This is a genomic window from Pseudomonas sp. Je.1.5.c (genome assembly GCF_051129895.1).
In the GTDB taxonomy this organism is placed as follows: Bacteria; Pseudomonadota; Gammaproteobacteria; order Pseudomonadales; family Pseudomonadaceae; genus Aquipseudomonas; species Aquipseudomonas urmiensis.
In genome coordinates this window covers 159,618-185,805 of record NZ_JBCPSP010000001.1, presented here as the reverse complement: position 1 = coordinate 185,805, position 26,188 = coordinate 159,618, and the positions used below count along the sequence as shown (strand labels likewise).

The 26,188-nt window shown below is 62.3% G+C and carries 25 protein-coding genes; 11 read left to right on the top strand and 14 right to left on the bottom strand.

Annotated elements, in window-relative coordinates; translation table 11 throughout:
• The first annotated feature begins 241 nt into the window (after positions 1 to 241).
• Positions 242 to 1,831 (top strand): malate dehydrogenase (quinone), encoded by a 1,590-nt coding sequence (gene mqo / locus AAZU54_RS00875; protein WP_186555133.1) that lies wholly within the window; start codon positions 242 to 244, stop codon positions 1,829 to 1,831.
• 52 nt (positions 1,832 to 1,883) lie between these two features.
• Here mqo and AAZU54_RS00870 read toward each other — a convergent pair whose 3' ends face one another.
• Positions 1,884 to 2,795: a LysR family transcriptional regulator gene (locus tag AAZU54_RS00870; protein ID WP_186555134.1), complete on the bottom strand. Its 912-nt coding sequence runs from the start codon at positions 2,793 to 2,795 to the stop codon at positions 1,884 to 1,886.
• A 96-nt stretch (positions 2,796 to 2,891) separates the two neighbouring features.
• Between AAZU54_RS00870 and AAZU54_RS00865 the strand changes: the two genes are divergently transcribed.
• Positions 2,892 to 3,197, top strand: a complete 306-nt coding sequence (locus tag AAZU54_RS00865; RefSeq protein ID WP_434726328.1) for a putative quinol monooxygenase — start codon at positions 2,892 to 2,894, stop codon at positions 3,195 to 3,197.
• A 14-nt stretch (positions 3,198 to 3,211) separates the two neighbouring features.
• Entirely contained in the window at positions 3,212 to 4,063 is an 852-nt protein-coding gene (locus tag AAZU54_RS00860) for a type 1 glutamine amidotransferase domain-containing protein (RefSeq protein ID WP_434726327.1), read from the top strand.
• Positions 4,064 to 4,144: 81 nt separating this feature from the next.
• On the opposite strand, the gene AAZU54_RS00855 is transcribed toward AAZU54_RS00860, so the two are convergent.
• Entirely contained in the window at positions 4,145 to 4,648 is a 504-nt protein-coding gene (locus AAZU54_RS00855) for a signal peptidase II (RefSeq protein WP_186555137.1), read from the bottom strand.
• A 255-nt stretch (positions 4,649 to 4,903) separates the two neighbouring features.
• Here AAZU54_RS00855 and AAZU54_RS00850 point away from each other — a divergent pair, with 255 nt between their 5' ends.
• Positions 4,904 to 5,950, top strand: coding sequence for a class I SAM-dependent methyltransferase (locus AAZU54_RS00850; RefSeq protein WP_186555138.1), 1,047 nt, complete (start codon positions 4,904 to 4,906; stop codon positions 5,948 to 5,950).
• Positions 5,951 to 6,003: 53 nt separating this feature from the next.
• Here the strand turns inward: AAZU54_RS00850 and AAZU54_RS00845 are convergent, their stop codons facing one another.
• A complete protein-coding gene (locus AAZU54_RS00845; RefSeq protein WP_186555139.1) occupies positions 6,004 to 7,248 on the bottom strand; it encodes a saccharopine dehydrogenase family protein in 1,245 nt (414 codons plus the stop codon).
• 32 nt (positions 7,249 to 7,280) lie between these two features.
• Positions 7,281 to 8,378, bottom strand: a complete 1,098-nt coding sequence (locus AAZU54_RS00840) for a carboxynorspermidine decarboxylase (RefSeq protein ID WP_186555140.1) — start codon at positions 8,376 to 8,378, stop codon at positions 7,281 to 7,283.
• 260 nt (positions 8,379 to 8,638) lie between these two features.
• Here AAZU54_RS00840 and AAZU54_RS00835 point away from each other — a divergent pair, with 260 nt between their 5' ends.
• Positions 8,639 to 8,911, top strand: coding sequence for a PepSY domain-containing protein (locus AAZU54_RS00835; RefSeq protein ID WP_186555141.1), 273 nt, complete (start codon positions 8,639 to 8,641; stop codon positions 8,909 to 8,911).
• A 204-nt stretch (positions 8,912 to 9,115) separates the two neighbouring features.
• Here the strand turns inward: AAZU54_RS00835 and AAZU54_RS00830 are convergent, their stop codons facing one another.
• The 3 genes from AAZU54_RS00830 to AAZU54_RS00820 all read right to left on the bottom strand — a co-directional run bounded on the left by AAZU54_RS00830 (position 9,116) and on the right by AAZU54_RS00820 (position 12,643).
• A complete protein-coding gene (locus AAZU54_RS00830; protein ID WP_312151695.1) occupies positions 9,116 to 10,036 on the bottom strand; it encodes a pyridoxal-phosphate dependent enzyme in 921 nt (306 codons plus the stop codon).
• A gap of 16 nt (positions 10,037 to 10,052) precedes the next feature.
• The gene (locus tag AAZU54_RS00825) at positions 10,053 to 10,763 is read right to left on the bottom strand and encodes a helix-turn-helix transcriptional regulator (protein ID WP_434726326.1); all 711 of its coding nucleotides are present in this window, start codon (positions 10,761 to 10,763) and stop codon (positions 10,053 to 10,055) included.
• A gap of 176 nt (positions 10,764 to 10,939) precedes the next feature.
• On the bottom strand, positions 10,940 to 12,643 hold the full coding sequence (locus tag AAZU54_RS00820) for an amidase (protein WP_186555144.1): 1,704 nt from the start codon (positions 12,641 to 12,643) through the stop codon (positions 10,940 to 10,942).
• Between the two features lie 263 nt (positions 12,644 to 12,906).
• On the opposite strand from AAZU54_RS00820, the gene AAZU54_RS00815 reads away from it, so the two are divergent.
• Positions 12,907 to 14,877 (top strand): BCCT family transporter, encoded by a 1,971-nt coding sequence (locus tag AAZU54_RS00815; protein ID WP_434726325.1) that lies wholly within the window; start codon positions 12,907 to 12,909, stop codon positions 14,875 to 14,877.
• Positions 14,878 to 14,916: 39 nt separating this feature from the next.
• Here the strand turns inward: AAZU54_RS00815 and yghU are convergent, their stop codons facing one another.
• Together yghU and AAZU54_RS00805 are read right to left on the bottom strand one after the other, a co-directional pair.
• Positions 14,917 to 15,756 (bottom strand): glutathione-dependent disulfide-bond oxidoreductase, encoded by an 840-nt coding sequence (gene yghU / locus AAZU54_RS00810; protein ID WP_312155813.1) that lies wholly within the window; start codon positions 15,754 to 15,756, stop codon positions 14,917 to 14,919.
• 256 nt (positions 15,757 to 16,012) lie between these two features.
• Entirely contained in the window at positions 16,013 to 16,918 is a 906-nt protein-coding gene (locus AAZU54_RS00805; protein WP_186555279.1) for an AraC family transcriptional regulator, read from the bottom strand.
• A gap of 179 nt (positions 16,919 to 17,097) precedes the next feature.
• Here AAZU54_RS00805 and AAZU54_RS00800 point away from each other — a divergent pair, with 179 nt between their 5' ends.
• Positions 17,098 to 18,150 carry an NAD(P)-dependent alcohol dehydrogenase gene (locus tag AAZU54_RS00800; protein ID WP_186555147.1) on the top strand — a complete coding sequence of 351 codons (1,053 nt, stop codon included), beginning with the start codon at positions 17,098 to 17,100 and terminating at the stop codon, positions 18,148 to 18,150.
• Positions 18,151 to 18,212: 62 nt separating this feature from the next.
• On the opposite strand, the gene AAZU54_RS00795 is transcribed toward AAZU54_RS00800, so the two are convergent.
• Positions 18,213 to 19,529: a hypothetical protein gene (locus AAZU54_RS00795; RefSeq protein ID WP_186555148.1), complete on the bottom strand. Its 1,317-nt coding sequence runs from the start codon at positions 19,527 to 19,529 to the stop codon at positions 18,213 to 18,215.
• A 200-nt stretch (positions 19,530 to 19,729) separates the two neighbouring features.
• Between AAZU54_RS00795 and AAZU54_RS00790 the strand changes: the two genes are divergently transcribed.
• A complete protein-coding gene (locus AAZU54_RS00790; RefSeq protein WP_405129454.1) occupies positions 19,730 to 20,935 on the top strand; it encodes a sugar transporter in 1,206 nt (401 codons plus the stop codon).
• A gap of 18 nt (positions 20,936 to 20,953) precedes the next feature.
• Here AAZU54_RS00790 and AAZU54_RS00785 read toward each other — a convergent pair whose 3' ends face one another.
• Positions 20,954 to 21,538 carry a LysE family translocator gene (locus tag AAZU54_RS00785; RefSeq protein ID WP_186555150.1) on the bottom strand — a complete coding sequence of 195 codons (585 nt, stop codon included), beginning with the start codon at positions 21,536 to 21,538 and terminating at the stop codon, positions 20,954 to 20,956.
• A 50-nt stretch (positions 21,539 to 21,588) separates the two neighbouring features.
• Positions 21,589 to 22,419, bottom strand: coding sequence for an AraC family transcriptional regulator (locus AAZU54_RS00780; protein ID WP_186555151.1), 831 nt, complete (start codon positions 22,417 to 22,419; stop codon positions 21,589 to 21,591).
• A 185-nt stretch (positions 22,420 to 22,604) separates the two neighbouring features.
• On the opposite strand from AAZU54_RS00780, the gene nfsB reads away from it, so the two are divergent.
• The 3 genes from nfsB to AAZU54_RS00765 all read left to right on the top strand — a co-directional run bounded on the left by nfsB (position 22,605) and on the right by AAZU54_RS00765 (position 23,794).
• A complete protein-coding gene (nfsB, locus tag AAZU54_RS00775) occupies positions 22,605 to 23,255 on the top strand; it encodes an oxygen-insensitive NAD(P)H nitroreductase (RefSeq protein WP_186555152.1) in 651 nt (216 codons plus the stop codon).
• A 105-nt stretch (positions 23,256 to 23,360) separates the two neighbouring features.
• A complete protein-coding gene (locus tag AAZU54_RS00770; RefSeq protein WP_405129456.1) occupies positions 23,361 to 23,516 on the top strand; it encodes a hypothetical protein in 156 nt (51 codons plus the stop codon).
• Between the two features lie 68 nt (positions 23,517 to 23,584).
• Positions 23,585 to 23,794, top strand: a complete 210-nt coding sequence (locus AAZU54_RS00765; protein ID WP_186555154.1) for a hypothetical protein — start codon at positions 23,585 to 23,587, stop codon at positions 23,792 to 23,794.
• Positions 23,795 to 23,861: 67 nt separating this feature from the next.
• Here AAZU54_RS00765 and AAZU54_RS00760 read toward each other — a convergent pair whose 3' ends face one another.
• Entirely contained in the window at positions 23,862 to 25,016 is a 1,155-nt protein-coding gene (locus AAZU54_RS00760; protein WP_434726324.1) for a cysteine desulfurase family protein, read from the bottom strand.
• 164 nt (positions 25,017 to 25,180) lie between these two features.
• On the bottom strand, positions 25,181 to 26,107 hold the full coding sequence (locus AAZU54_RS00755; protein WP_186555156.1) for a LysR family transcriptional regulator: 927 nt from the start codon (positions 26,105 to 26,107) through the stop codon (positions 25,181 to 25,183).
• Positions 26,108 to 26,188: the final 81 nt, after the last annotated feature.

Here is a 26,188-nt window from a genome sequence, read left to right as displayed (position 1 = left end):
CTGTTGTCGTCTGTGTTCGCTTAACGCTGAAAGACGCAGGTCCCGCGATAGCGTCTGCAGGGCCGGCAACGTTGCCTGATAGTGCGCAATCGGGGGCAAGCCCGCTACAGGTTCCGGGGGCTGCAAATGATGCCCGAGTGAATTGCTCAGCTAAGCTTGATTCCAGGCTAAATGTGACGGAGCAGGGCATGGAGAAGCACGCAGAACAGATCGAGGCCCGCTGCGCCTCGTGGGAGAGGACATGAACATCACGATCAAGTCGAAATTGGCGTTGGCCAGCCTGGTCATGGCCTGCGGCCTATTCAATGCCCAGGCGGCAGAGACCAAGCGGGTCGATGTGTTGCTGGTGGGTGGCGGCATCATGAGCTCGACCTTGGCCATCTGGCTCAATGAACTGGAACCGGGTTGGTCGATGCAGATGGTCGAGCGCCTGGACAAAGTCGCCGAGGAAAGCTCCAACGGCTGGAACAACGCCGGCACCGGTCACTCGGCATTGGCCGAGCTTAACTACACACCGGAGAAAGACGGCAAGATCGACATCTCCAAGGCCATCGAGATCAATGAGTCGTTCCAGATCACCCGGCAGTTTCTGGCCTGGCAGGTCAAGAGCGGGGTGCTGAAGAACCCGCGCTCGTTCATCAATTCCACCCCGCACATGAGCTTCGTCTGGGGCGATGACAACATCCGCTTCTTGAAACGGCGTTACGAGGCGCTGCAGGCCAGCCCGCTGTTCCGCCCCATGCAGTACTCCGAGGACCCGGAGCAGATCAAGAAGTGGGTGCCGTTGATGATGGAAGGGCGTGATCCGAATCAGAAATTGGCGGTGACCTGGACGCCGATCGGCACTGATGTGAATTTCGGCGAGATCACCCGCCAGTACGTCGGCTACCTACAAACTCGACCGAATTTCGACTTGAAGCTGTCGACCGAAGTGGAGGACATCAGCCGTAACGACGATGGCTCTTGGCACGTCGAGTACAAGAACCTCAAGGACGGCAGCAAATCGGCCACGGATACCAAGTTCTTGTTCATCGGTGCAGGTGGTGCGGCGCTGCCGCTGCTGCAAAAAGCCGGCATCGATGAGGCCAAGGATTACGCAGGTTTTCCGGTCGGCGGCTCGTTCCTGGTGACTGACAACCCGGCCATCGCCAAGCGGCACATGGCCAAGGCCTACGGTATCGCCTCGACCGGTGCGCCGCCGATGTCGGTGCCGCACCTGGACACCCGCGTGCTCGATGGCAAGCAGGTGATTCTGTTCGGGCCGTTCGCCACGTTCTCCACCAAGTTTCTCAAGGAAGGGTCGCTCCTGGACCTGTTTGCCAGCATGTCTACCCATAACGTCTGGCCGATGGTACGGGTAGGGGTGCGCGAGTTCGATCTGGTGCAATACCTGATCGGCCAAGTGCTGCAATCGGATGCTGATCGGTTTGACGCGCTCAAGACCTACTTCCCCAACGCCAAGCAGGAAGACTGGCGCCTGTGGCAGGCAGGCCAGCGTGTGCAGATCATCAAGAAGGACAAGGATCAGGGCGGTGTGCTGAAGCTGGGTACCGAAGTGGTCGCCGCCAAGGATGGCAGCATCGCCGGCTTGCTCGGTGCCTCGCCGGGCGCCTCGACGGCACCGCCGATCATGCTCGATCTGATGCAGCGGGTGTTCAAGGACAAAATGGCCTCGCCGGCCTGGCAGACCAAACTGCGTGAGATCATCCCATCCTATGGCACGCGGTTGAACGACCACCCAGACATGGTCGAGAAAGAGTGGGCCTATACCAACGAGGTACTGCAACTGGCGGTGCCGAGTAGTGCGCCAACGCCCGTGGCCACGCCCTGATCGTTAGCTTGTTGCGGGCAAGTCGGCACCCGGCTTTGCCCGCAGTCGAGTATCAGGCCTGAGCGGCCACCTCCCACACTTGCTGGCGGAACCATTTGCGTAATGGGTCGGTGTGGGTGCGTTCGTGCCAGATCTGCATGAGCTCGATTGTTGGCAACGGCAAGGGCATGGGGTAAATGCACAGCTCTGGATCACGCTCGACGGCTTCGACCGCCACTGCCCGCAGGCAGGTAAGGAGTAGATCGGTGCCGCGTATCAAGCGGGCCGGCGCCAGGAAGCTGGACAGCCCGGCCACCACCCGCCGGCTGCGCCCTTCAGCGCGCAGCGCGCGGTCGACCAGGCCGTCGAGATCACCGGTCAGGGTGGTCAGCAGATGCTCGCAAGCAAGGAACGCTTCCAGGCTCATGCCTGCGCCAAGGCGTGGGTTGCTGCGTGCGGCCAGCACCACGAAGTCTTCGCTGAGCAGGCGCTGCTGGTGGAAAGTGTCCGGCAAGTCGGTGTAGAAGCCGGCGATGGCCAGGTCGCAGGTGCCTTTTTCCAGGGCTTCGCGTGGCAGTTGGCCACGCGTGTTGTGGGTGATCAACACCAGGTTGGGCGCCTGGCTGCGGATGATCGGCAGCAACCGAGGTAGTAGCGTCTGCTCCATGTAGTCGGTGCTGTACAGATGCAGGCGGGCAGGGCGGGTGAGGAAGTCCTGGCCGTCGCAGCGTTCATAGAAACCCTGTAGATCCTCAACCAGACGCTGCACTTGCGGCGCCATCTCGTGAGCCCGGGGTGTCGGCGTCAGGCCGCGTGGCGCGCGCACGAACAAGGGGTCGCCGAACTGATGCCGCAGTTTGTTGAGCTTATGGCTTAGCGCCGGTTGGCTGAGGGCCATGCGCTCGGCGGCCAGGGTGGCATTGCGCTCTTGATAGAGCACGTGGAATACCAGCAATAGATTGAGATCTTTGTGAGTGATATTCATTTTTTGGATCGCAGGCATAAGCGCTTTCGAATTATCGAATCATAGCGCGCTGGTTAGCATAGGCCCACTGATCGTTACCACTCACTAGGAGGCCCCATGCCTATCAGCATTTTTGCCACCATCTGCCCCAAACCCGAGCATCGCGATGCGCTAGAGCAAGCCCTGCGTTCATTGGTTGCCGATTCGCGCGCCGAGCCCGGCAATCTGCGCTACGACCTGTTCGTTCGAGAGGGCGATGAAGTGGCGTTCGAGCTGTTCGAGCTGTACACCGACCACGCTGCCATCGAGGCGCACCGGCAGAGCGCTCACTATCAGGCTTATCGCGCCACTGTCGCCGACTGGCTGGTTAGGGCCCCGCAAGTCCATCTGGCTCGTCCACTGGACACCGCTCCTTTCGCCTGAATCTGGGAAGACTGATGAACAAGACCTCTACTCTGGCGCTGGCTATTGCCGGTGCGCTGTTTGCCGGTGGCGCCGCCGCCGCGCCCAAGGGCGAAGTGCTGGTGCTGCTGTCCAGCGAAAATCAACTGCCGTTGCAACACGCCAAGCAGTACTCCACCGGTTATTACCTCAACGAATTCGGCGTACCAGCCGACCAGTTGTTAAAGGCCGGTTACACGCTGGTGTTGGTCACGCCCAAGGGTAATGCGCCCAGCGTCGATGTACGCTCGGTCGACCCGCAGTACTTTGGCGGTGACGCCGCAGAAATGCAGCGTATCGGCAAGCTGGTGGACAGCCTGCCTGGGATCAAAGACACCCTGTCAGTCAAAGAAGTGCTTGCTGGGGATTTGCATCGTTACGCGGGGCTGTTCATTCCAGGTGGCCATGCGCCGTTGATTGATCTGGCCAATAACCCCGATGTTGGCGCGCTGTTGCGTCATTTCCATCAAGCGGGCAAGCCAACCGCGGCCATCTGCCACGGACCGATTGCGCTGTTGTCTGCCCAGCAGGACCCTGCCAGCTACCAGGCAGCGTTGGCTCGCGGCGATAAACCAGCGGCCAGTAACTGGATCTACCAGGGTTATCGCATGACCATTTTCTCCGACCCCGAGGAACAGGTCTTCGAAGGCTCGCTGAAGGATCAACGGTTGTTGTTCTACCCGGCCAACGCCATGGCTGGGGCGGGAGGCCAGATGAACTACGCCAACGCCTGGACGCCCCACGTGGTGGTCGACCGCGAGCTGATCACTGGGCAGAACCCGTTCTCCGACAAGGCACTGGCCAAAGCGTTGGTTGAGAGCCTGGATAAGCGCGGGGGAACTGACTGATTGAGTCTGCTGAACCAGCAGCACGGCGGTGACCTGCAGTTGGTTCATGACAGCCGAACTCTCTAGCTAATGCAGTCCTATCTAAACCTTGGCCTTGCTCGGTTTCGTCAGCCCATCCACCGCCAATACCACCGCGCCGGCCATGATGGCGATGTCGGCGAGGTTGAATACGCCGGTGTGCAGCGACCCGAGATTGAGCACCAGGTAGTCGACCACGTGGCCGTCGCGGGCGACGCGGTCGATCAAGTTCGATATCCCACCCAGGGCGATGAAATACACCGACACCGCCTTGAGCGGTGCGCGTGTCCAGCGCGACAGGGCCCAGCCGATAGCCCAGCAGCACACCACGCCGACGGCAACAACGAAAATCAGTTGCTTCAAACCGGGGGCAAGGTTGGCGCCCAGGCTCAGAAACGCACCCGGGTTGAGGCTCAGGCTCACATCCATCCAGGCGACGCTGTTACCGAAGCTGTAGCTCTGCGCCTTGAGGGCGACCAGTGCGAGCAATTTGATCCATTGATCGAAGATGACGAAGGCTACACCGATGAGCACGGCGACGAGGCGGCTTTGCGACAGCTGGGGCATTGAAGGCAGTCCTTTGCTGCGCCTGGTCGGTTGGAAGTGGCAAGTGGGCGCGCAGCGGCGCGAAGATAGCGCAGGCCGCCCAGCGCGTCTATCCGGCAACCGCCCGGTCGCACAAGCCGAGGGCTAGACTTAAAGCCTTGGGCTGTTGCACAGCACCCGGCAACAGTCGCCATTATCGATCCGACCACCGCCCGTAGCCGCGCGCAGTGGGTGCTCCCTGGCTGACGGTGGCCTTCGCGTAGAGGAGGTCAGGTCATGGATGAGGCAAAGCTGCAAGACTTCATGGGCAAGCTGGTCGGCGACATGGGCGCGGCGGCAACGCTGGCCAATGTCATTCTTGGCGATGAGCTGGGGCTGTATCGGGCCATGGCCGACAGCCAGCCGGTCACGCCCCAGGCACTGGCGCAAAAGACCGGCTGCCACCCACGCCTGGTGCGCGAGTGGCTCAATGCCCAGGCTGCATCCGGCTACATGCGCCACGACAACGGGACTTTCCTGCTGCCAGAGGAACACGCCTTGGCCCTGGCCATCGAAGACTCACCCGTGTACATGGCGGGCGGGGCAGCGGTGGTGGCGGCGCTGTTTCATGACAAGGACAAGCTGGTGAGCGCCATGCGTGGTGACGGTGGCCTGGCCTGGGGCGATCATCACCCGTGCATGTTCAGCGGCACCGAACGTTTCTTCCGGCCGGGTTATCGCACGTTCCTGGTGGCTGAGTGGCTACCGGCACTCGAGGGGGTAGTCAGTAAGCTTGAGAAAGGCGCGAAGGTGGCCGATATCGGTTGTGGCCACGGCGCCTCGACCCTGGTCATGGCCCAGGCGTTTCCCGCCTCGCGCTTTGTCGGCTATGACTACCACGCGCCTTCGATCCTCACCGCCCGGGAGCGGGCCAAAGAGGCGGGGCTTGAACAGCATGTCGCGTTCGAGCAGGCCACTGCCAAGGACTATCCAGGCCATGATCACGATCTGGTGTGCTTCTTTGACTGCCTGCATGACATGGGCGACCCGGTGGGCGCGGCGCGCCACGCCTATCACGCGCTCAAGGAGAACGGCACGGTGATGCTGGTCGAGCCCTACGCCGAAGATACCCTGGACGGCAATATCAACCCGGTCGGGCGCTTGTTCTATGCAGCCTCCACGTTCATCTGCACGCCGAACTCGCTATCCCAGGAAGTGGGCCTTGGATTGGGTGCGCAAGCGGGCGAGGCGCGGCTCAGGGCGGTGTTCGAGGAGGCAGGCTTCAAGCAGTTCCGGCGTGCGACGCAGACGCCGTTCAACTTGATCCTGGAGGCGCGCAAGTAAGCGCAAGGGAGATGCAGAAGGGGCGCCATGATGGCGCCCCTTCAGTGTGCTGCTTAGGCTTGCGCGTCCCAAGGACGATCGCCTTTTTCATCTTTGACGCGGGTTGGCAGGCCCATCACGTCCAACGCCTTGAGGAACGGCTCAGCTGGCAGCTCCTCGACGTTGACCATGCGCTGCACGTCCCACTGACCGCGCGCGACCAGCAGGGCCGCCGCCACTGGCGGAACGCCGGCGGTGTAGGAGATACCCTGACTGTCGGTCTCGGCGTAGGCTTCTTCGTGGTCAGCTACGTTGTAGATGAACACTTCGCGCGGCTGGCCATCCTTGGTGCCCTTGACCAGGTCACCGATGCAGGTCTTGCCGGTGTAGCCCGGGGCCAGCGAGGAGGGGTCAGGCAGCACGGCCTTGACCACTTTCAGTGGCACCACTTCCAGGCCTTCGGCGGTCTTGACCGGTTGCTCGGAGAGCAGGCCGAGGTTCTTCAGCACGGTAAACACATTGATGTAGTGCTCGCCGAAGCTCATCCAGAAACGCACGTTGGCAACGCCCAGGTTCTTCGACAGCGAGTGCACTTCGTCATGACCGGTCAGGTACAGGTTCTGCGAACCTACTACCGGCAAGTCGTCGGTGCGCTTGACCTCGAACATGGTGTTGCTGGTCCATTGGCTGTTCTGCCAGCTCCAGACTTGACCGGTAAACTCGCGGAAGTTGATTTCCGGGTCGAAGTTGGTGGCGAAGTACTTGCCATGGGAACCGGCATTGACGTCGAGGATGTCGATCGAGTCGATCTGGTCGAAATACTGCTGCTGTGCCAATGCGGCATAGCTGTTCACCACACCCGGGTCGAAACCGACGCCGAGAATGGCGGTAATGTTCTTGTCTTGGCACTCTTCGAGGTGTTTCCACTCGTAGTTGCCGTACCAGGGCGGAGTCTCGCAGATCTTGCCCGGTTCTTCGTGAATGGCGGTGTCAAGGTAGGCGACACCGGTATCGATGCAGGCACGCAGCACCGACATGTTGAGGAAGGCGGAACCCACGTTGATCACGATCTGCGATTCGGTTTCGCGGATCAGCGCTTTGGTCGCCTCGACATCGAGTGCATTGAGCGAGAAGGCCTGGATGTCGGCGGGTACCTTGAGGCTACCCTTGGCCTTGACGCTGTCGATGATGGCCTGGCATTTGGAGATGTTCCGCGACGCAATGGCAATACGACCGAGTTCGTCGTTATGCTGCGCGCACTTGTGGGCCACCACCTTGGCGACACCTCCTGCACCAATGATAAGAACGTTCTTCTTCAATTTATCCCTTGCTCCTTACTAAATGGCCTGTCTTACGACAGGCTCGAAACGTAGTCTTCAAAACCGAACTCGCGCACCACTTCGACGCTGCCGTCGAGTTGCTTGACCACGATGGACGGCATCTTCAGACCGTTGAACCAGTTTTTCTTGACCATGGTGTAGCCGGCCGCGTCAACGAACGACAGGCGATCGCCGATGGCCAGCGGACGCTCGAATTGGTACTCGCCGAAGATGTCGCCGGCCAGGCACGATTTGCCGCAGACCATGTAGGTGTGCTCGCCATCGTTGGGGGCCATCTTGGCGTCGAGGCGGTAGATCAGCAGGTCGAGCATGTGCGCTTCGATCGAGCTGTCGACCACGGCCAGGTTCTTGCCGTTGAACAGGGTGTCGAGCACGGTCACTTCGAGCGAGGCGCTCTGGGTGATGGCGGCTTCGCCCGGCTCCAGGTAGACCTGCACGCCGTATTTCTCGGAGAAGCCCTTCAGGCGCGCGCAGAACTCATCCAGCGCGTAGTCGGCGCCCGTGAAGTGGATACCGCCGCCCAGGCTGACCCACTCGACCTTGTGCAGCAGATGGCCGAAGCGCTCTTCGATGTGCGCCAGCATCTTGTCGAACAGGCTGAAGTCGCCGTTCTCGCAGTTGTTGTGGAACATGAAGCCGGAGATCTGCCCGATGACCTTCTCGATCTTCTCCGGGTCCCACTCGCCGAGGCGGCTGAACGGCCGCGCGGGGTCGGCCAGCAGGTAGTCGGAGCTGCTCACCTGCGGGTTGACGCGCAAGCCGCGGACCTTGCCTTCGGACTGCTCGGCAAAGCGCTGCAGCTGGCCGATCGAGTTGAAGATGATCTTGTCGCAGTTGACCAGCATGTCTTCGATTTCATCGTCGGCCCAGGCCACGCTGTAGGCGTGGGTTTCGCCGGCGAACTTTTCGCGGCCGAGCTTGAGCTCGTAGAGCGAGGACGAAGTGGTGCCGTCCATGTACTGCTGCATCAGGTCGAACACCGACCAGGTGGCGAAGCACTTGAGTGCCAGCAGGGCCTTGGCCCCGGAGTTTTCGCGCACGTAGGCGATCTTCTCCAGGTTGCCCAGCAGCTTCTGTTTGTCGATGAGGTAATACGGCGTCTTGATCATTTAAAGGCCCCCGGCCAGGCCGGCCAAAAAAAGGACACGCATTGTGCCTTCCCGCGCCGCATATCGAAAGGGTCGAAGACGCATTTCGTCTGAGTTGCGTAACACATTGCTACTGCGGTGCCAGCAGTGGAGCAGAGCAATGTGACCTTCCTAATCGTGGCACCGGCCTGAGCCGTGAGAATCCGACCGGTGCAAAGAATGAACCTTCGTCGAAAATCTCCAGTCGCACCTTGTACCTTCACGCAAAAAGGACGTTCACGATGAAAGCACTGACTCGACTGTTCACAGGCGTTGCCTTGGTTGGCGCACTCGGCGCGAGTGCGGCCTGGGCTGACCAGCCTGGCGCTGACTGGAAGGTCACCAAGGATCAGGCCGAAGCCAGCCTCAAGGCTGCGGGCTACACGCAGATCACCAAGATCGAGGCCGACGATGGCCATTGGGAAGGTGAGGGGATGAAGGCCGATGGCATGAAGTATGACTTCCATGTCGATCCGCACACCGGCAAGATCACCAAGGATGAGATGGATCACTAAACACCCGCTGGCGGCTAACCGATTGTGCGGTGGTGTTGTTTTGCCCGTGCCTGGCACGGGCTTTTTTTGCCTGGGCAAGCCCACTCCCACAGGCTTCGCCCTAGCGTTTATGGCCGGCGTTGAGTCAGAGCAATACAACCTCCAAGTCCACGCGGACCCTTTAGCAGCGGGCTTGCCCGCGAAGAGGCCAGTGCAGCCATGACATCAGTCAGGACACGCCGCCAGCCAAGCCTGGATCTGTTCCAAGGTCGCGGTAGCACCGCCACACACCACGACCATCACCTGCTTATAGTTGGCCAAAGCTTGAGCGTTATAGGCCAACGCCAGCGCCGCCCCACAGGCGGGCTCTACCAGCAGCCGGTGATCGAGCAAGAACCGCTCGCAGGCCTGCAGCGCTTCGCGGTCACTGACCAGATGACTCTCGACTGGGTGAGTGCGCAGGCACTCCATCGCCTGTTCCGCTACACGTTTGGCGCCAAGCGAGGTAGCCACCGACGCGATCCGCTCTAGCGCTACTGTGTGCCCAGCCTGCGCCGCAGCGTGCAATGAGGCGGCACCTTGGGTTTCGACTGCCAGCACCGGCACATCCTGCCAGCCATTGCGCTTGAGCCCCTCGACGACGCCGCTGAGCAAACCACCGCCGCCGACCGACAACACCAGCGCATCGGGCTTGAATCCCGCCTGGGCAACTTCATCGATCATGCTCGCGTGGCCGGCCCACAGCAGTGGATCGTCGAACGGATGGATGAAGGCGTCGTTCGGCCCGATCAAGGTTTGCGCCAGTTCGTTGGCCTCCTGCCAGGAGCCGCCATGTACCAGCACTTTGGCATCTTCCAGGCGCAGCAGCTCCTTAGCGCGTTCGGTGGTGGTTTCTGGCACCACCACGGTCACCGGTACGCCCAGCAGACGCCCGGCATAGGCCACTGCCAGGCCAGCGTTGCCGCCTGAGGAGGAGACAAAGTGGCGCGCGCCACGAGCGTGGTGGACTTCACAGGCGTGGCCCACCCCGCGCAGCTTGAACGAGCCGCAAGGCTGCAAGGCATCGAGCTTGAGCCAGACCGAGCGGCCAGCAGCCAGCGACAGGGGGCGTGATTCAAACAGCGGGGTGTGGATGTGCAAGGGCATGGCGGTCTCCGTGAAGTCAGTCGTCACGAGCAGCGGACGAGGTTTCGCCACGCAATTGCTCAAGGTAGTTGTAAACGGTGTAGCGGGTCACACCGAGCGCTGCGGCGGCTTTTTCCACGCCGCCTTTGACGATGAACAGACCGCGCTCTTGCATCACCCGCACGGCCTCGACCTTGGCCTGTTTGTTCATCCGGGCGTGACCGCAGGACTGCAGCGCGTTGGCAATGATCTCGGCCATCAGCACGCTCATGTCGGCTGGATCGTCAGCTGGCAGGGGCGTGCTTAAGACCTGATCCGCGCCCAATGGCTGCAGTTGCCGGAGGAACTCAAGGGCGGCATCCAGGCCACTGTGGTCGACATTGACGCACAGGCTGGCGAACGGATGCCCTTCGCTGTCGCGCAGGATAGCGGTGGCGCTGCGCAGGCTGCGGCCTTTGAGGGTGGTGGGATAATCAGGCAGGACTACCGGCTCGCAGCCTGGCGTGTGCGCGGCGCGCATCAGCGCCTGGAAGCCTTGATCCTGCTCGGGTGCAGCGAGAATCGGGCTGCCGACGGCGCGTTCGGAAAGGTGGCCATTGACGATTGCCACCACCGATTGCTCGGGCTGGTCGAGGTCGTGCAGGAGAATCTCCATGTTGCGCCCGGCAACGCTGCCGATCGCGGCGATAGCAGCCTTGAGCGTAGACAGGACCAGTTGGCGTTCGCGTTGGAGGTGAGTGACGGACATAAGTTATTCAACAAAATGTTATTTTTATACAGTTTGTTGAATTTTGAGAGGTGAGTCAACGAGGCTAACAGTACCGGCGTTATTGCGGGCAAGCCCGCTCCTACAGGTACCCCAAGCCTGAAGAGCGGTGGAGACCCTGTGGGAGCGGGCTTGCCCGCGAAAAGAACGACGCGAAATCAGCCCAGCGCAGGGGTGCGCGGCGGCACGATGCGACGTGACCCGGTCGACTCGAAGGCGGCGGCGAAGCTCAGTAGGGCCGAGTCATCATAAGCCCGGCCGGCAAAGGTCAGCCCCACCGGCATGCCGATATCAGCCATCACGCCCATCGGCACGGTGACAGTAGGCACGCCCAGGTGACGGATCGCCAGGTTGCCGTTGGCCACCCAGATGCCGTTACTCCAGGCGATGTCCGCCGACGCAGGATTGACGTCGGCATCCGCAGGACCCACGTCGGCCACGGTGGGGAACAGCACGGCATGCAGGCCGAGGTTGTCCATCCAGTCTTCCAGGTCGAGCTTGCGGGTCTGCTCCAGGCCGCGCAGGCCGTCCGGGACGGTCGCGATCTGATCCCAGCTTTTCAGGCCGCGCTTGGCCATGTTGACGTACTCGTCCATGCCGGCGGCCAAGTCATCTTCGCGGTTGGGCAGGGTGCCGGGATCGTGGGGGAAGATCTTCGGCCCATCGACATCGGCCAGGCGGTTGAGCTTGGGGTCATCGTTAGCCCGCAGGAAATCGTCGAAGGCCCAACCGGACAGCTCCCACAGCTCATCGTGGAGGAACGCCTTGGAAACGATGCCGCGGTTGTACACGGTCGGTGCACCGGGACGGTCGCCTTCGCAGTTGGAGACCAGCGGGAAGTCCACCTCGACCACTTCGGCGCCAGCGGCCTCAAGGGCCAGGCGCGCTTGCTGCCAGAGGTCGATGACGCTGGCCCGGGTGTTGATACGCTGGCCGGTCGGGCCGCCGATACCCGGTTTTTCCGAGGTGCCTGCCAGTTCATCGGCATTGATGTACATGCGTGGCACACCGAAACGCTTGCCCTTGAGCGAGCTGGCATCGACCGCCAGGTCGAGGTAGCAAGCCGGACGAACCGAGGATGCCGCAGGGATCGGCACCCAAGGTTGCAGGCGCCACAGGTCGCCGCGTTTTTCGGCATCGTCGGCGACCACGACATCGAGGATCTCCAGCAGATCGCTCATGGTCCGCGCATACGGCACCACCACATCCATGGTCGGCGTCAGCGGCCAGTTGCCGCGCACCGAGATCACCCCGCGCGACGGGGTATAGGCGCACAGGCCGTTGTTCGAAGCAGGGCCACGACCGCTGGACCAGGTTTCTTCAGCCAGGCCGAAGGCCGAGAAGCTGGCGGCGGTAGCGGTGCCGGCCCCGTTGGACGAGCCGGAGGCGAATGGCGCGGTAAGGTAGGCGGCGTTGTACGGGCTTTCGGCGCGGCCATAGACGCCACGCTGCATGCCGCCGTTGGCCATCGGTGGCATGTTGGTCTTGCCCAGGCAGATGGCGCCGGCCGCGCGCAGGCGCTCGATGGTGAAGGCGTCGCGCTGGGCGACCAGCTCGGCGAATGCCGGGCTACCGGAGGCAGCGGTCAGGCCTTTGACCAGGTAGCTGTCCTTGGCCGTGTAGGGAATGCCATCGAGCGGGCCGAGGCTTTCACCTCGGGCGCGCCGGGCGTCGGAGGCCTCGGCCTCCTGGAGTGCTTCAGGGTTGCGTACCACCACCGCGTTCAGCGCGGTGGCGGTGTCGGCGCCGTCGTAGGCGTCGATGCGGGCCAGGTAGGCCTTGACGAGTTCGACGGCCGTGGTACGGCCAGTCGTGAGCGCGTCGCGCAGCTCGGCAATGGAAACCTCGGTTACCTCGATCATGCTGTCACCAAAATGTACAGGTGGGGGCTAGTGAGGCGAGTGTACAAGAAGCCCACAGCCGACGCAGGCTTGCGCGGGGGAAAAGCATTTTTGCAGCGCGGCAGTCTTGTCGGCGAACCCTGTCAGGCAAACGTGTTCGGAGAGTAGGTAGAAAGCCAGACAGCTGGCCTTTTTCCTACAGACTACGTCGGTAATTCTCGTCAGGATTTACCCTTGTTTGTGAATAAAGTGCGCATGAAGCGCCCCGTTGGAGCCTGCCATCGATGTCGATACCGCCAGACAAGACCCCCAAGTCCACGATCAACCCACCGGTTTTCTGGGTTTCCGCCGTGCTGTTGCTGGTGCTGGTGCTGTATGCCAGCGTGTTTCAAGCGCATGCACAGAACCTGTTCGCCCAGGTCCAGGGGTGGATCATCGGCAATGTCAGCTGGTTCTACATCCTGGCGGTGGCGGTCATTCTCGGCACGGTGGTGTTCCTCGGCATCAGCCGCTATGGCGATATCAAGCTTGGGCCCGACCACAGCACCCCCGATTACAGCAGCACCACCTGGTTCGCCATGCTGTTTTCTGCCGGCATGGGCATCGGCTTGATGTTCTTTGGCGTGGCCGAGCCTGTGATGCATTTTCTCAATCCGCCGATGGGTGAGGGCGGCACGGTGCAGGCCGCCGGTGAAGCCATGCGCATCACCTTCTTCCACTGGGGCCTGCATGCCTGGGCGATCTACGCCATCGTGGCGTTGATCCTGGCCTACTTCAGCTACCGCCAGGGTTTGCCACTGACCTTGCGTTCGGCGCTGTACCCGCTGATTGGTGAGCGTATCTACGGGCCCATCGGTCATGCCGTGGATATCTTCGCCATCATCGGCACGGTGTTTGGCGTGGCCACTTCGCTGGGCTTTGGCGTGGCGCAGATCAACACCGGGCTCAATGCGTTGTTCGGCGTGCCGGTGTCGACGCCGATCCAGATCGGGCTGATCATCGGTACTACCTTGCTCGCCACCTTGTCGGTGATGTCGGGGCTGGACAAGGGCATTCGCCGGCTTTCCGAGCTCAACCTGGGTTTGGCGGTGCTGCTGTTGCTGATGGTGATGCTGCTGGGGCCGACTGTGCTGATCTTGCAGACCTTCGTGCAGAACACCGGCAGCTACCTGGGTGAGATCGTCACCCGTACGCTTAACCTGTATGCCTACCAGCCGACGGACTGGATCGGCGGCTGGACCCTGTTCTACTGGGGCTGGTGGCTGGCCTGGTCGCCCTTCGTCGGGCTGTTCATCGCGCGCATCTCCCGGGGCCGCACGATCCGCGAATTCGTCACCGGCGTGCTGCTGGTGCCGACCGCATTCACCCTGCTGTGGATGACGGTGTTCGGCAATACCGCGATCCATATGATCCTCAACGAGGGGCTGAACGACTTGGCCATGGCGGTGAACAAGGACACCTCGCTGGCGCTGTTCGCCTTCCTTGAGCACTTTCCGTTCGCCAGTGTGATCAGCACCCTGGCAGTGATCATGGTGGTGGTGTTCTTCGTCACCTCCGCCGACACCGGGGCCATGGTGGTCGACATGCTCGCCTCGGGCGGTCAGGAGAATACGCCGATTCGCCAGCGCATCTTCTGGGCGTCGAGCATGGGCCTGGTGGCGATCGCACTGCTGCTTGCCGATGGCCTGAAGGCGTTGCAGACAGCGACCATCGCCAGTGCCTTGCCGTTCACCATCGCCTTGCTGTGCAGCACCCGTGGCTTGCTCAAGGCGCTCAAGCTCGATGCGACCAAACGCAACTTGCGCTATCAAGCGCTGGCCATCTCGCCGACCGCTTCACGTGCTGCCGGTAACTGGCAGCGGCGCCTGCGCACGCTGGCGATGTTCCCGCGTCGTGCGCATGTCTCGCGCTTCATTACCGAAGTCGGATTGCCGGCCTGTGAAGCGGTGGCCGAAGAATGGCGGCGCCAGGGCTATGAGTGCAGCGTGGAGCAGGGTGAGGAGGGCAGTGTGACGCTCAAGGTCGGCCCGAGTGACGACACCTTCGTCTACCAGATTCGTCCGCAGGCCTATGCCATGCCCAGCTTCGTCAGCAGCGATGCGCCGGGCGATGAGTGCAAGTACTTCCGCGCCGAAGTCCACCTGCGCGAGGGCGGTCAGGATCATGATGTGATGGGCTGGTCGAAGGATGAAGTGATCGGGGACATTCTCGATCACTTCGAACGGCATATGCATTTCCTGCATCTGGTGGGCTAACGCGCTGGGTGGGGCCGCTGTCTGGCGGCCCCACTTGGGTCAATCCAGATCCGCCGCCGAATGCCGCTCTGGCACTTGGCTCGCCTCATCACCCCAGGTGCGATTGACCCGGGTGCCACGCTGGACCGCGGGGCGCTGGGCGATCTCCTCAGCCCAGCGCTGCACATTAGGGTATTCCTGCACCGCGAGAAACTCAGCGGCGTCATACAAGTTGCCGCGCACCAGTTGGCCATACCACGGCCACACGGCGATGTCGGCGATGCTGTACTCATTGCCACCCAGGTAGCGGCTCTCGGCCAGGCGCCGGTCGAGCACGTCCAGTTGCCGTTTGGCTTCCATGGTAAAGCGGTTGATGGCGTATTCGATTTTCTCCGGCGCATACACATAGAAGTGGCCGAAACCACCGCCCAGGTAGGGCGCGGCGCCCATCTGCCAGAACAGCCAGTTCAGCGTTTCGGTACGCGCGGCAGGCGCCTTGGGCAGAAACGCGCCGAACTTCTCGGCCAGGTAAACCAGGATCGAACCAGACTCGAACACGCGGATTGCAGGCTCGACACTGCGATCGAGCAGGGCAGGGATCTTGGAGTTGGGGTTGACCTCGACGAAGCCACTGGAGAACTGCTCGCCGTCGCCGATGCGGATCAGCCAGGCATCGTACTCAGCTCCGCTGTGCCCCAGCGCCAGCAACTCTTCGAGCAAGATGGTGGCCTTGACGCCATTGGGCGTTGCTAGCGAATACAGCTGCAAGGGTTGTTTACCTACCGGTAGCGCTTTGTCATGGGTGGCGCCGGCAACCGGGCGGTTGATACTGGCGAACTGACCGCCGGAGGCTGCGTCGTTGCGCCAGACCTTGGGCGGGACGTAGGGGGACTTGCTCATGCACGAAACTCCTCGATGGCGCAAAGCGGACATGTAAAGGCAGACCCGCATCTATGCCATGGGTTCGCGGCAAAGGGCAAATGCATTGGTTGCATGGCTTGGTTTGTCCACTAAAGGTGATGCTATGGGGCCGCTTTGCTGCCCTTCGCGGGCAAGCCCGCTCCTACAGGTACTACGCGGAACATCAGGGAGTGAACCCTGTGGGATTGGGCTCGCCTGCGCTGCGAAGGGCTGCAAAGCGGCCCCCATTGGCTACTTAGACCGGAAGGCTCTGGTAAGGCTGCGCATCGCCTGGGCTATGGGCAAACTGGCGCTTGTACTCGCGGCTGAACTGCGAGGTGCTCTGGTACCCCACCCGGTGCGCGGTCTGCGCCACGCCCAGGCCTTCGCCGATCAGCATTTGCTGGGCCTTGAGCAGGCGCAGGCGTTTGAGGTACTGCATCGGCGCCATGTCGGTGCAGCGCTTGAAGTGCTCATGGAAGGTCGACACGCTCATGTTGGCGCAACTGGCCAACGCCTCCACGCTCAACGGCTCGGCGTAGTGCTCACGCAGATAAGCCAGCGCCGCGCCAATCCGGGCGAAATGTCCTTGTTGCTCGACCAAGGCTCGCAGCACGCCGGCCTGGGGGCCGCGCAAGGCGGTATAGAGCACCTCGCGCACCCGTGCCGGCCCCAGCACCCTGGCGTCCAGTGGATCCTGCAGGCACTGCAGCAAGCGCTCGACGCTCTCGCGCATCGGCGCGTCCAGTGCTGCCGAGGTCATCGACTGGGGCGTCTGCGCCTCGACTGCGGCATCGGGGGCAAGGCCCATGTTCTGCACCAACTCGCTGAGCACGCCACGATCGATATCGACGGCCACCCCTAGTAACGGCGCCTCAGCGGTAGCGAAGGTCTCGCACATGAACGGCACCGACAGCGCCTGCACCAAGTAATGTCCGGCGCCGTACTCCAGGGTGCGTGGTCCCAGGCGTGCCAGCTTGCTGCCCTGGGCCAGGATCATCAGGCTGGGCTCATAGAGCTGCGGGCTACTGGCCACGTAATGATCCCAACTCAATACCTGCACCTGGGGCAAGTGAGTTGGTACAAAGCCTGGGCGCGTGGCCAGGCTACGGATCAGGGCGCAAAGCGGGGCATTGGCGTCGACGTGGCGAGTGAGCTGCATGATGGACCAGGGCAGAGGATCAGACACTGGCATCTTCGCAGATTGCAGCGCCAGCGCCAGATGCTCACAGCCAGGTTCGGAGAATCAGGCATGCATGCCGGAGAATCTGCTGTGGGCGGAGCGGCTTTTGGCGAACAAAATGCGCCGCCTGAATCGTTTCACTTTTTGCGAGGTCCTGCATGTATACCGCCATCGGTTACGCCGCCCAAACTCCCACCAGTCCGCTGGCCCCCATGACCTTCGAGCGCCGCAGCCCGCGTGCCGATGACGTCGCCATCGAGATCCTCTACTGCGGTGTGTGCCACTCTGACATCCATCAGGCGCGCAACGAGTGGGGCATTGCCGTGTACCCACTGATGCCAGGCCATGAGATTGTCGGCCGGGTCACTGCGGTCGGTGCCAAGGTCACTCAGCACAAGGTCGGCGACCTGGTGGGCGTGGGTTGCATGGTCGACTCCTGCCGGCATTGCGAGGCCTGCGCCAAGGACCTGGAACAGTACTGCCTGGAAGGTCCGACCATGACCTATGCCACCCCTGATCGGGTCGACGGCAGCAACACCATGGGTGGCTATTCCAACAGCATCGTGGTCAGCGAGCACTTCGTGTTGCGCATTCCCCAGGGCCTGGACCTGGCCAGCGCGGCGCCGATTCTGTGCGCCGGTATCACTACCTACTCGCCGCTCAAGCACCATGGCGTCGGCCCTGGGCACAAGGTTGGCATCCTCGGTATGGGCGGTCTGGGCCACATGGGCATCAAGTTCGCCAAGGCGCTGGGCGCTGAAGTGACGCTGTTCACCCGCTCGGCGGCCAAAGCCGAAGAAGCCCGTCGCCAGGGCGCCGATCACGTAATCGTGTCCACTGACCCGGAGCAGATGCGCGCTGCAGCGGGGCGTTTTGACTTCTTGCTCGACACCATTCCGGTACAGCACGATCTCAACCCCTACCTGGAAACGCTGACCTTCGATGGCGTGCACATTCTGGTCGGCTTGATCGAGCCGGTCGAGCCACCGCTGCATGCGGCCAATTTGGTGATGAAGCGCCGGGTGCTGGCGGGTTCGCTGATTGGCGGTATCGCCGAGACTCAGGAAGTGCTGGATTTCTGCGCCGAGCATGGCATCAGCTGCGATATCGAGATGCTCGATATCCGCAACATCAACCAGGCCTATGAGCGGATGATCGTTGGCGATGTGAAGTATCGCTTCGTGATCGACATGGCCACGCTGAAGGCCTGATGGAGCCGGCTCCGGCCTCACCGCGGGCGCGCTTGCCCCGCGATGAGGCCGGGGCAAACTGCTTACCAGGCCAGCGGCTTGTCCAGCCCCTTCCAGAACAACCAACGGCGCACCTCGGCATGCTCGCCGGTGCCGATCTGCCAGTCAGGCCGGCCACTGTCCAGGGCGATCAGCGAGATGAACCCGGCGTAGCTGGCGGCCACCAGGGTGCGGCCATCGGCACTGATATCCATCGCGCAGAGGGTCGAGCCCAGGTGATGCTGCCAGTGCTCACGACCATCCTCGCCAAAGGCCCGCAGGTAACCATGGGCATCGCCGACGATGTATTCGTGCTCGCGTGCTACACCGGCGTAGATTCGCGCGCCCTCGTGCAACAGTGGGGTACGTGGGTCGTCGCTGTAGTGCTCGGTGTCCAGCCCAGGCAGGTCGGCAGTGCGCACCCCGAGGGTGGCGCCGTTGTAGAAGTGGCAGGCGTTGAGCAGCAACTGATCGCCGCGCTGGTTGAACAGGGCAAAGTGCGGGTATTCGCTCACCGGACCGATCTCGGCGAGCAGTCGCAGCTGTTGGTCCAGGACCCGGTGGCGGCCGCACTGCTCGCCGATGGCGATCAGGCTGCCGTCGGCGGACAGGGCGCCGTGCTCCATGCCCAGCCCCAGGTTGATGTCGTCAGGGTCGATGCCTTGAGCCAGGTCTTGCAGGATCGCTTGCTCATCGGGCAGTAGCCGGGTGGCGCCAGTGGCGGCCAGCACGAACACGCCTTCGCTGCTGACCAGCAGCAGCCGTTGGCCATCGGGGAACGGCGTGATCGCGGTCGGCGTTGGCGGCAGGTCGAACGGCTCGAACGGGTAGCCGGCAGGCAACCCCTCCAGGCCGTTGGGCCAGGCAAACCGGGCGACCTGTGGCCCGCCCCAGCCATCGGTGACGCGGATCCCCTCGGCGTTGGCCAGGGCAAAGTAGCGGCGTTGTGGGCAGCGGCCGAAATGCTCGACACCGATCACCGGGGTCACGCTGTAGCCATCGATGCGCACTACCTGGCCGCGGTCGAACGGCGTGCCGATGCGCGCCAGCAGGCTGCCGTCATCAAGCAGCAGCAGGGTGCCGATAGCCTGACCGTGTTGCTCGAGCAAGGGCAGCAGCGGCTGGTGCGCCGGCGGCCAGGCCTCGCGAAATGCCTGGCGCTGCGCGTCACTCACGCCGGGTTGGTTAATCGCCTGCAAGGCCGCTTGCCAGGCTGGGAGCAGGTGTTCGGTGGGCGGCGCTTGCGGCTCTTGGAGATCGTCCCAGCCTTGCGCCTGCCCTTGGCTGACGAAGCGATTGATGGCCTGGGCATAGCTACTGACCGCCTGTTGCCATTGCTGCTGGGGGTGTTGCTTGTCCATGGGCGGATCGGACTCCTTGTTCCGCGGTCTATCAGAAGCGCGCATGGTACTCCGGTTGCACTGCGGTTGTGAGGCCCAGGCTTGACGCGTACCATGCCGGGCATCCTTCCAATAATTTTTGTCCACACCCGCCAGAGGGCCGACTCGCTGGCTGGCGGGGGTGTCGTCGTCTTTTTTCTTTGGAGCTACACGCCACTTCCATGAATGGTCCCATCCCTACATCCATGCCCGCACCGGTGGGCGGCGGCAGTTGGCTGAGCGTGATCGCGCTGGCCCTGGCGGCGTTCATCTTCAACACCACCGAGTTCGTCCCGGTGGCGCTGCTCAGTGACATCGGCCGCAGTTTCGACATGACCACCGCCCAGGTCGGCCTGATGCTGACCATCTATGCCTGGGTGGTCGCCCTGGCTTCGCTGCCGATGATGTTGCTGACGCGCAACGTCGAGCGGCGCCGGTTGCTGTTGTTCGTGTTTTTGGTGTTCATCCTCAGCCACTTGTTGTCGTGGCTGTCGCAGAGCTTTGCCATGCTGCTGGTCAGCCGAATCGGCATCGCCTTGGCCCATGCCGTGTTCTGGGCGATCACCGCCTCTCTGGCGGTGCGCGTAGCTCCACCTGGGCAGCAGGCCAAGGCCCTGGGCTTGCTAGCCACCGGCACCACGCTGGCGATGGTGCTCGGTATCCCCTTGGGGCGCGTGGTGGGTGAGGCGCTGGGTTGGCGGGTGACTTTCTTGAGCATTGCTGGGGTGGCGCTGGCGACCATGCTTTGCCTGATGAAGTCGCTGCCGCTGCTGCCGAGCCAGAACTCAGGGTCGCTGCGCAGTCTGCCGATCCTGTTCAAGCGCCCGGCGCTGGTGATTACCTACCTGCTGGTCACCCTGGTGATCACTGCGCAGTTCACCGCCTACAGCTACATCGAGCCGTTCGCCCTGCATGTGGCGCAGATCGGCGGTGAGCGCACCACTTTGTTGCTGCTGTTGTTCGGCGGCGCCGGGGTATTGGGTTCGGTGCTGTTCAGCCGCTATAGCGATCGCTTCCCGCATGGCTTTCTGGTCGGTTCGATCGGCTGCCTGGCGGCATGCCTGCTGTTGCTGTTGCCGCTGTCGGGCAATTTCACAGCGTTCGCTGTGCTGAGCATGTTTTGGGGCGTGGCGATTCTGAGCTTCAGCCTGTCGCTGCAATCGAAGACCTTGAAGCTCGCATCCGATGCCACCGATGTGGCCATGGCGCTGTTCTCCGGTATCTACAACATCGGCATCGGCGGCGGGGCATTGCTGGGCAGTATCGTCAGCAGCCAGATGGGTGTGGCCAATATCGGCCTGGTCGGTGGCAGTGTTGCCTTGGTTGGGCTGGTGCTGGCCGTGGCCAGCACCACGCTATTTCGTCAGGCAGTGCCAGCGCCACACTGAGAGAGTCAGCTTCCTTGGTCAGGCCAACAACGCCGACCAGGCCGAGACGATCAGCAGCCACGCCAACAGCTGATTGAACCGCCGCACCCGCTGCGGTGACTGCAACCAGCGGGCGCTGCCGACCCCGAGCAGCGCCCAGGCAGTCATGCACGGCAGGGCGATGATCAGAAAGATCAGCGCCAACTGCCACACCGGCTGTCCAGGCGCGGCAAACACGCCGATGATCGCGATTGCCATCATCCATACCTTGGGGTTGATCAACTGCAAGGTGGCCGCGCTCACTGCCCCAAAGCGTGCCCGCTGGGTACCGTGCAAAGGCGCAGCGGCGCTGCGCAGCAACTGCCAGCCGAGCCAACTCAGCCAAAGTACGCCCAGCCAACTCATCAGCTGCTGCGCGACGGGGTGCTGCAACAGCACTTCGGCCAAGCCCAAGCCCACCACCCAGACCATCCCCGCTGCAGCCAGACAGCCGCTGAGGATCGGCGCCACGCTGGCGCGCAGGCCGCGCTGGGCGCCGTGGGCGAGGATCAGCAGATTGGTCGGCCCCGGGCTGATACTGGCAACCAGGGCGAACAGGACAAAGGGCAACAGCGACTGCGCCATGACGGGCTACTCCACACAATTGGAGCACCATGCTCGCCGCTGGCGGCGGATCAGTCTGGAACGATTGAGCAGCGGCGGCGGTAGTCTGCCGGGGTCAATTGATACGCCCGGCGAAACCAGCGCCCCAGGTGACTCTGGTCGGCAAAGCCCAGGGCGCTGGCCACCTCGGCGGGCGTTTGGCCTTGCCCCAGCAGGCGGCGGGCGCGGGCGATCCGCAGCTGGATCAGGTAGGCATGCGGGGCCAGGCCAAAGGCGGCCTTGAACGCCCGGGTCAGGCGGAAGCGGTCAACGCCACAGGTGCGCGCCAGGTCATCCAAGCCGATGTCCTGATCCAGATGCGCATGCAGATAGTCACGGGCCACCTGCGCGGTCAGTGGTAGGCGTGGGTCTGGGTTGAGCCGTTTGCGCCAGTGCAGGTGCTGGGTGAGGCAGGCGAGCAGATCGTCCATGGCGGTTTGCCGTACGATGCGCAGCTCTTTGCCGTGCATGGCCTGGAACGCCCGCAAGGTAGCCCCCGTCAGGCGTTCGTCGCGGCACAGGGTATCGGCGAAGCTGGGCAGGCCATCGGCGGGCGCGTGCTCGAACAAGGCGCGCACTTCGGCCTCCATCCAGTTGGGGTCCAGATACAGCGTCGAATAGGTAAAGCCATCCTCGGTGGGGGCCTGGCCATCGTGGAGTTCGCCAGGTTCGAGCAAGAACACCTGGCCCGGCGTACTGCGATGGCGGGCGCGGCGGCAGTGGAACTGCTGCACGCCTTGTTCGGTCACGCCCACCAGATAGCTGTCGTGCCAGTGCGGGTCGTAGGCATGACCGATGAAATGCGCCCGTACCGACTCGATGCCGGTATCGACGTCTTGGGCAAGGTCGATCCAGTTGCTCATGGCCATGGCCGCTTGTGAGGAGTCTTCAACCTTATCCCAGATGCAGGCGGCAGGTTTAGAACGAATGTGCAGCGAGTATCGATTTTCGTCATCGGCTTGAAAGTGTTGCTGTATTTCACTGGTTTTTCTTGTTTTCAGTAACGCTAATATGCGCCTCAAATCCGTACTCCCAAGGAGCTCAATCGATGGACACCGTGACCCTGGCCAAACGCCGCTATACCACCAAAGCCTACGACGCCGCCCGCAAGATTCCCCAGGCGACCGTCGATACCTTGCTTGAGCAACTGCGCCACAGCCCTTCTTCGGTCAACTCGCAGCCGTGGCACTTCATCGTTGCCGACAGCGATGAAGGCAAGGCGCGTATTGCCAAGAGCACCGAGGCGTTCGCCTACAACACGCCGAAGATCCTCAACGCTTCGCACGTGATCGTCTTCGCCACCCGTACCGAAATGCCTGATGCGCATCTGCAGGCAGTGCTGGATCAGGAAACCCTAGATGGCCGCTTCCGTGACGATCAGGCACGCACAGGGCAAGATCAAAGCCGCCGTTTCTACGTCAATCTGCACCGTTTCGATCAAAAGGACGTGCAGCACTGGATGGAAAAGCAGACGTACCTGGCGCTGGGCACGGCGCTGCTCGGTGCGGCCGCGCTGAACATTGATGCTACGCCAATCGAAGGTTTCGACAGCAAGGCGCTGGATGCAGAGTTGGGCCTGCGTGAGCGTGGCTTCACCAGCGTCGTGCTGTTGTGCCTGGGCTACCGCAGCCCGGAAGACTTCAACGCCGGTCTGAACAAGTCGCGCCTGCCCGCCTCGACGGTGTTCACCTTCCTCTGAAGGCCAAGGTGATGGCACTGTGCAGTTAGGACACTCGCCCTAGAGTCAAAAGGTGCGAGGGGGGCAATAATCGGGGCGTTTCATTGACCACAAGGAGTGTTGATCATGACTAGCCCTGATGCGTTCAGCCATGACGTATTGCGTGACTTGAGTGAAGAAGAAACCGAGCTGATCAGCGGCGGTGCCGGCCAACCGGAAATCGTCCGCGGGCCGCCGCCGCAGTTTCCCGAATGGCCTGAGCTGTTCGGCGACAGCCATTGATTGGCGACGTGCCTGGCCTCGGCTGATTCAGCCTCGGCCTGCCTCATCTACTTCAAGGAGCGTTATTTATGCCTTCTGTACATGCACAAACCCCGCGCGAGTTGAGCGTCGAGGAGCTGGATCAGGTCGCGGGTGGCTCGGATGCGACCATCATGCCGGTATTTCCGCCGGTGAGCAGGCCGATCTGCGGTGGGCCGGACGTGCCGCCGCCGCATCTACCGCGCTATCCCGATGTGCCACCGCCCAATGATATTCGCGGCCCAACCCTGGGGCTTTGACAACACCGCCAGAACACCTGACCAGGGTCATGCGCAGTACAGCAGGCACATGAACTTGGACAGGCAGCTACCACAATGCAGTCGCAGCAGCCGATACCACTCGCTTGAACACCTCCACGGCTTTGTCTACATCCGCTTCCTTGGTGTAACGGCCAAGGCTCAGGCGCACACTGTTGCGTGCCTTGCGCTCGTCCAGCCCGAGTGCCAGCAATACATGTGAGGCAGCATTGCTGGCTGAGTTACAGGCTGAGGTGCTCGACAGCGCCAGCTCACTGGCCAATGCAGCGCTATTGAAACCACTGGCATCGATGCACAGGTTCAGGGTGTGGGGAATGCGTTGCTCTGGGCAGCCATTGAGACTGACACCGGGCAAGGCCAGCAGGCCGTTGCGCAGGCGCGCGCTCAAGGCCTGGATGTGTTGGTGCTCGCTGTCGCCGGGCTCGCCGGCGAGGGCGAAGGCGCTGCCCATGCCAACGATCTGATGGGTGGCCAGGGTGCCCGAGCGCAGGCCGCGCTCGTGGCCGCCACCGTGCATTTGCGCGTACAGCTTCGGGCGCGCACGAGCGCCGACGTAAAGCGCACCGATACCCTTGGGGCCATACACCTTGTGTGCCGAGAAGGACATCAGGTCGACAGCCTGCTCGGCCAGGTCGAGGTGCACCTTACCCACGGCCTGGGCGGCGTCGACATGCAGCAGCGCACCATGGGCGCGAACCAAGGCGCCAATCGCAGTGAAGTCAGTCAGCGTGCCAAGTTCGTTGTTCACCGCCATCAGCGACACCAGTCGGGTGTCTTCGCGCAATGCCTGGTGCACCGCGTCGGGCTGGATCAAGCCGGCCGCATCAGGCTTGAGTCGGGTCACTGTCCAGCCTTGGCGTTCAAGTTCGGCCACGGTGTCCAACACGGCCTTGTGTTCCAGCAGGCTGGTGATCAGGTGGCCTGGTTCACCACAGCCTTGGGCGACGCCTTTGAGCGCCAGGTTGTTCGATTCGGTGGCGCCGGAGGTCCAGACCAGATCGTCCGGATGCGCGCCTACCCGTTGCGCCACTTGTTTACGCGCCTGCTCGACCAGCTCGCGTGCGGCTTGTCCATAAAAGTGGCCACTGGAGGCCGGGTTGCCGAAGTTCGCTTCTCGTCCAAGGCAGGCAAGCATGGTTTCGATAACCCGGTCGTCGACCGGGGTAGTGGCGGCGTAATCGAAGTAGAGCGGGGCGCTGGGCATGATGAGGCGAATCCGTGCATGTCGCCTTGGAGGTGGCGATCGATGCATTCATGCTACTGGTGTGGTCGGAAAGATTTTTTCTATCTTTTCGGCTATTTGCCCTTTCAGTAGAAAATACTTCTCCAAATTAAGGCTTAGGTAGCAAGTATTCTCCAGAGGCCAGCCTAGAGAGGTTCAAGCGCCTTTTCTTCTTCGATTACCACCCGCTCGCATAGCTCGATAATTTGCTCGCGCATCCAGCGGTTGGCTGGATCCTGGTCAGTGCTTTCGTGCCAATACAGATGAGTTTCCAAGGGCGGCACTTCCACCGGCAGGGGCAGGTGACGCAGGTTGTGGCGGCGGGCGAAGCGTTCCGGCACGGTCATCACCATGTCGGTCTGCTGCAATACCTGCGAGGCCATCAGGTAGTGCTGCGAGCGCAGGGCGATCTTGCGCTGCACGCCCATCTTGCCCAGGGCCAGATCGACATAGCCCAGGCCGTTGCGGCGGCTGGAGATATGGATATGGGTCATGCCCAGGTAGTTGTCCAAGGTCAGCTTGCCGTCGGCCAAGGGGTGACCTTGGCGCAGGGCGCAGACGTAACGGTCCTGCATGAGTTTGACGTGACGCACCTGCGGGTCGGTGTTCAATGGCGCGTCGACGGCAAAGTCCAGGCGCCCGGCGGCCAGCTCCTTGGTGGTTTCACGGCGTTTGCACAGGAAACTCTCGATCATCACCGCCGGCGCCAGACGTCGCAGACGCTGGAACAGCGGTGGCAGGATCACCGCCTCGGTGAGGTCGGTCATGCTGATGCGAAAGGTCTTGTTGGCCTGCTGTGGATTGAAGATGCGGCTCTCTTGCACCGACACCCGCAACAGCGCCAGCGCGTTGCGCACCGGGCCAATGATGTTCTGCGCCATCGGCGTGGGCACCATGCCTTGGGCGGTGCGTACGAACAGCGGGTCGTTGAAGGTTTCGCGCAGCCGCGACAGGGCGTTGGACACCGCCGGCTGGGTGATGCCGACAATCTGTCCGGCGCGGGTCAGGTTGGCTTCGGTATAGATGGCGTCAAAGACGATGAACAGATTCAGGTCAACCTTGCTGAGGTTCATGGGCGCCGCTCGTTGTTGGAGTTATGGCTCGATCATATATCGGTTATGAATGTTTATACACGCGCAAAATAGACTAGGTGG

Bases quoted from the DNA above. Each gene is read 5' to 3' on its own strand.
- AAZU54_RS00785 (WP_186555150.1), bottom strand. From the start codon at position 21,538: ATGGCGCAGTCGCTGTTGCCCTTTGTCCTGTTCGCCCTGGTTGCCAGT.
- AAZU54_RS00805 (WP_186555279.1), bottom strand. From the start codon at position 16,918: ATGCAGCTCACTCGCCACGTCGACGCCAATGCCCCGCTTTGCGCCCTG.
- mqo (WP_186555133.1), top strand. From the start codon at position 242: ATGAACATCACGATCAAGTCGAAATTGGCGTTGGCCAGCCTGGTCATG.
- AAZU54_RS00825 (WP_434726326.1), bottom strand. From the start codon at position 10,763: ATGTCCGTCACTCACCTCCAACGCGAACGCCAACTGGTCCTGTCTACG.
- AAZU54_RS00860 (WP_434726327.1), top strand. From the start codon at position 3,212: ATGAACAAGACCTCTACTCTGGCGCTGGCTATTGCCGGTGCGCTGTTT.
- AAZU54_RS00790 (WP_405129454.1), top strand. From the start codon at position 19,730: ATGAATGGTCCCATCCCTACATCCATGCCCGCACCGGTGGGCGGCGGC.
- AAZU54_RS00870 (WP_186555134.1), bottom strand. From the start codon at position 2,795: ATGAATATCACTCACAAAGATCTCAATCTATTGCTGGTATTCCACGTG.
- yghU (WP_312155813.1), bottom strand. From the start codon at position 15,756: ATGAGCAAGTCCCCCTACGTCCCGCCCAAGGTCTGGCGCAACGACGCA.
- AAZU54_RS00815 (WP_434726325.1), top strand. From the start codon at position 12,907: ATGTCGATACCGCCAGACAAGACCCCCAAGTCCACGATCAACCCACCG.
- AAZU54_RS00765 (WP_186555154.1), top strand. From the start codon at position 23,585: ATGCCTTCTGTACATGCACAAACCCCGCGCGAGTTGAGCGTCGAGGAG.
- AAZU54_RS00755 (WP_186555156.1), bottom strand. From the start codon at position 26,107: ATGAACCTCAGCAAGGTTGACCTGAATCTGTTCATCGTCTTTGACGCC.
- AAZU54_RS00800 (WP_186555147.1), top strand. From the start codon at position 17,098: ATGTATACCGCCATCGGTTACGCCGCCCAAACTCCCACCAGTCCGCTG.
- AAZU54_RS00770 (WP_405129456.1), top strand. From the start codon at position 23,361: ATGACTAGCCCTGATGCGTTCAGCCATGACGTATTGCGTGACTTGAGT.
- AAZU54_RS00850 (WP_186555138.1), top strand. From the start codon at position 4,904: ATGGATGAGGCAAAGCTGCAAGACTTCATGGGCAAGCTGGTCGGCGAC.
- AAZU54_RS00840 (WP_186555140.1), bottom strand. From the start codon at position 8,378: ATGATCAAGACGCCGTATTACCTCATCGACAAACAGAAGCTGCTGGGC.
- AAZU54_RS00830 (WP_312151695.1), bottom strand. From the start codon at position 10,036: ATGCCCTTGCACATCCACACCCCGCTGTTTGAATCACGCCCCCTGTCG.
- AAZU54_RS00760 (WP_434726324.1), bottom strand. From the start codon at position 25,016: ATGCCCAGCGCCCCGCTCTACTTCGATTACGCCGCCACTACCCCGGTC.
- AAZU54_RS00865 (WP_434726328.1), top strand. From the start codon at position 2,892: ATGCCTATCAGCATTTTTGCCACCATCTGCCCCAAACCCGAGCATCGC.
- AAZU54_RS00780 (WP_186555151.1), bottom strand. From the start codon at position 22,419: ATGAGCAACTGGATCGACCTTGCCCAAGACGTCGATACCGGCATCGAG.
- AAZU54_RS00795 (WP_186555148.1), bottom strand. From the start codon at position 19,529: ATGGACAAGCAACACCCCCAGCAGCAATGGCAACAGGCGGTCAGTAGC.
- nfsB (WP_186555152.1), top strand. From the start codon at position 22,605: ATGGACACCGTGACCCTGGCCAAACGCCGCTATACCACCAAAGCCTAC.
- AAZU54_RS00855 (WP_186555137.1), bottom strand. From the start codon at position 4,648: ATGCCCCAGCTGTCGCAAAGCCGCCTCGTCGCCGTGCTCATCGGTGTA.
- AAZU54_RS00835 (WP_186555141.1), top strand. From the start codon at position 8,639: ATGAAAGCACTGACTCGACTGTTCACAGGCGTTGCCTTGGTTGGCGCA.
- AAZU54_RS00820 (WP_186555144.1), bottom strand. From the start codon at position 12,643: ATGATCGAGGTAACCGAGGTTTCCATTGCCGAGCTGCGCGACGCGCTC.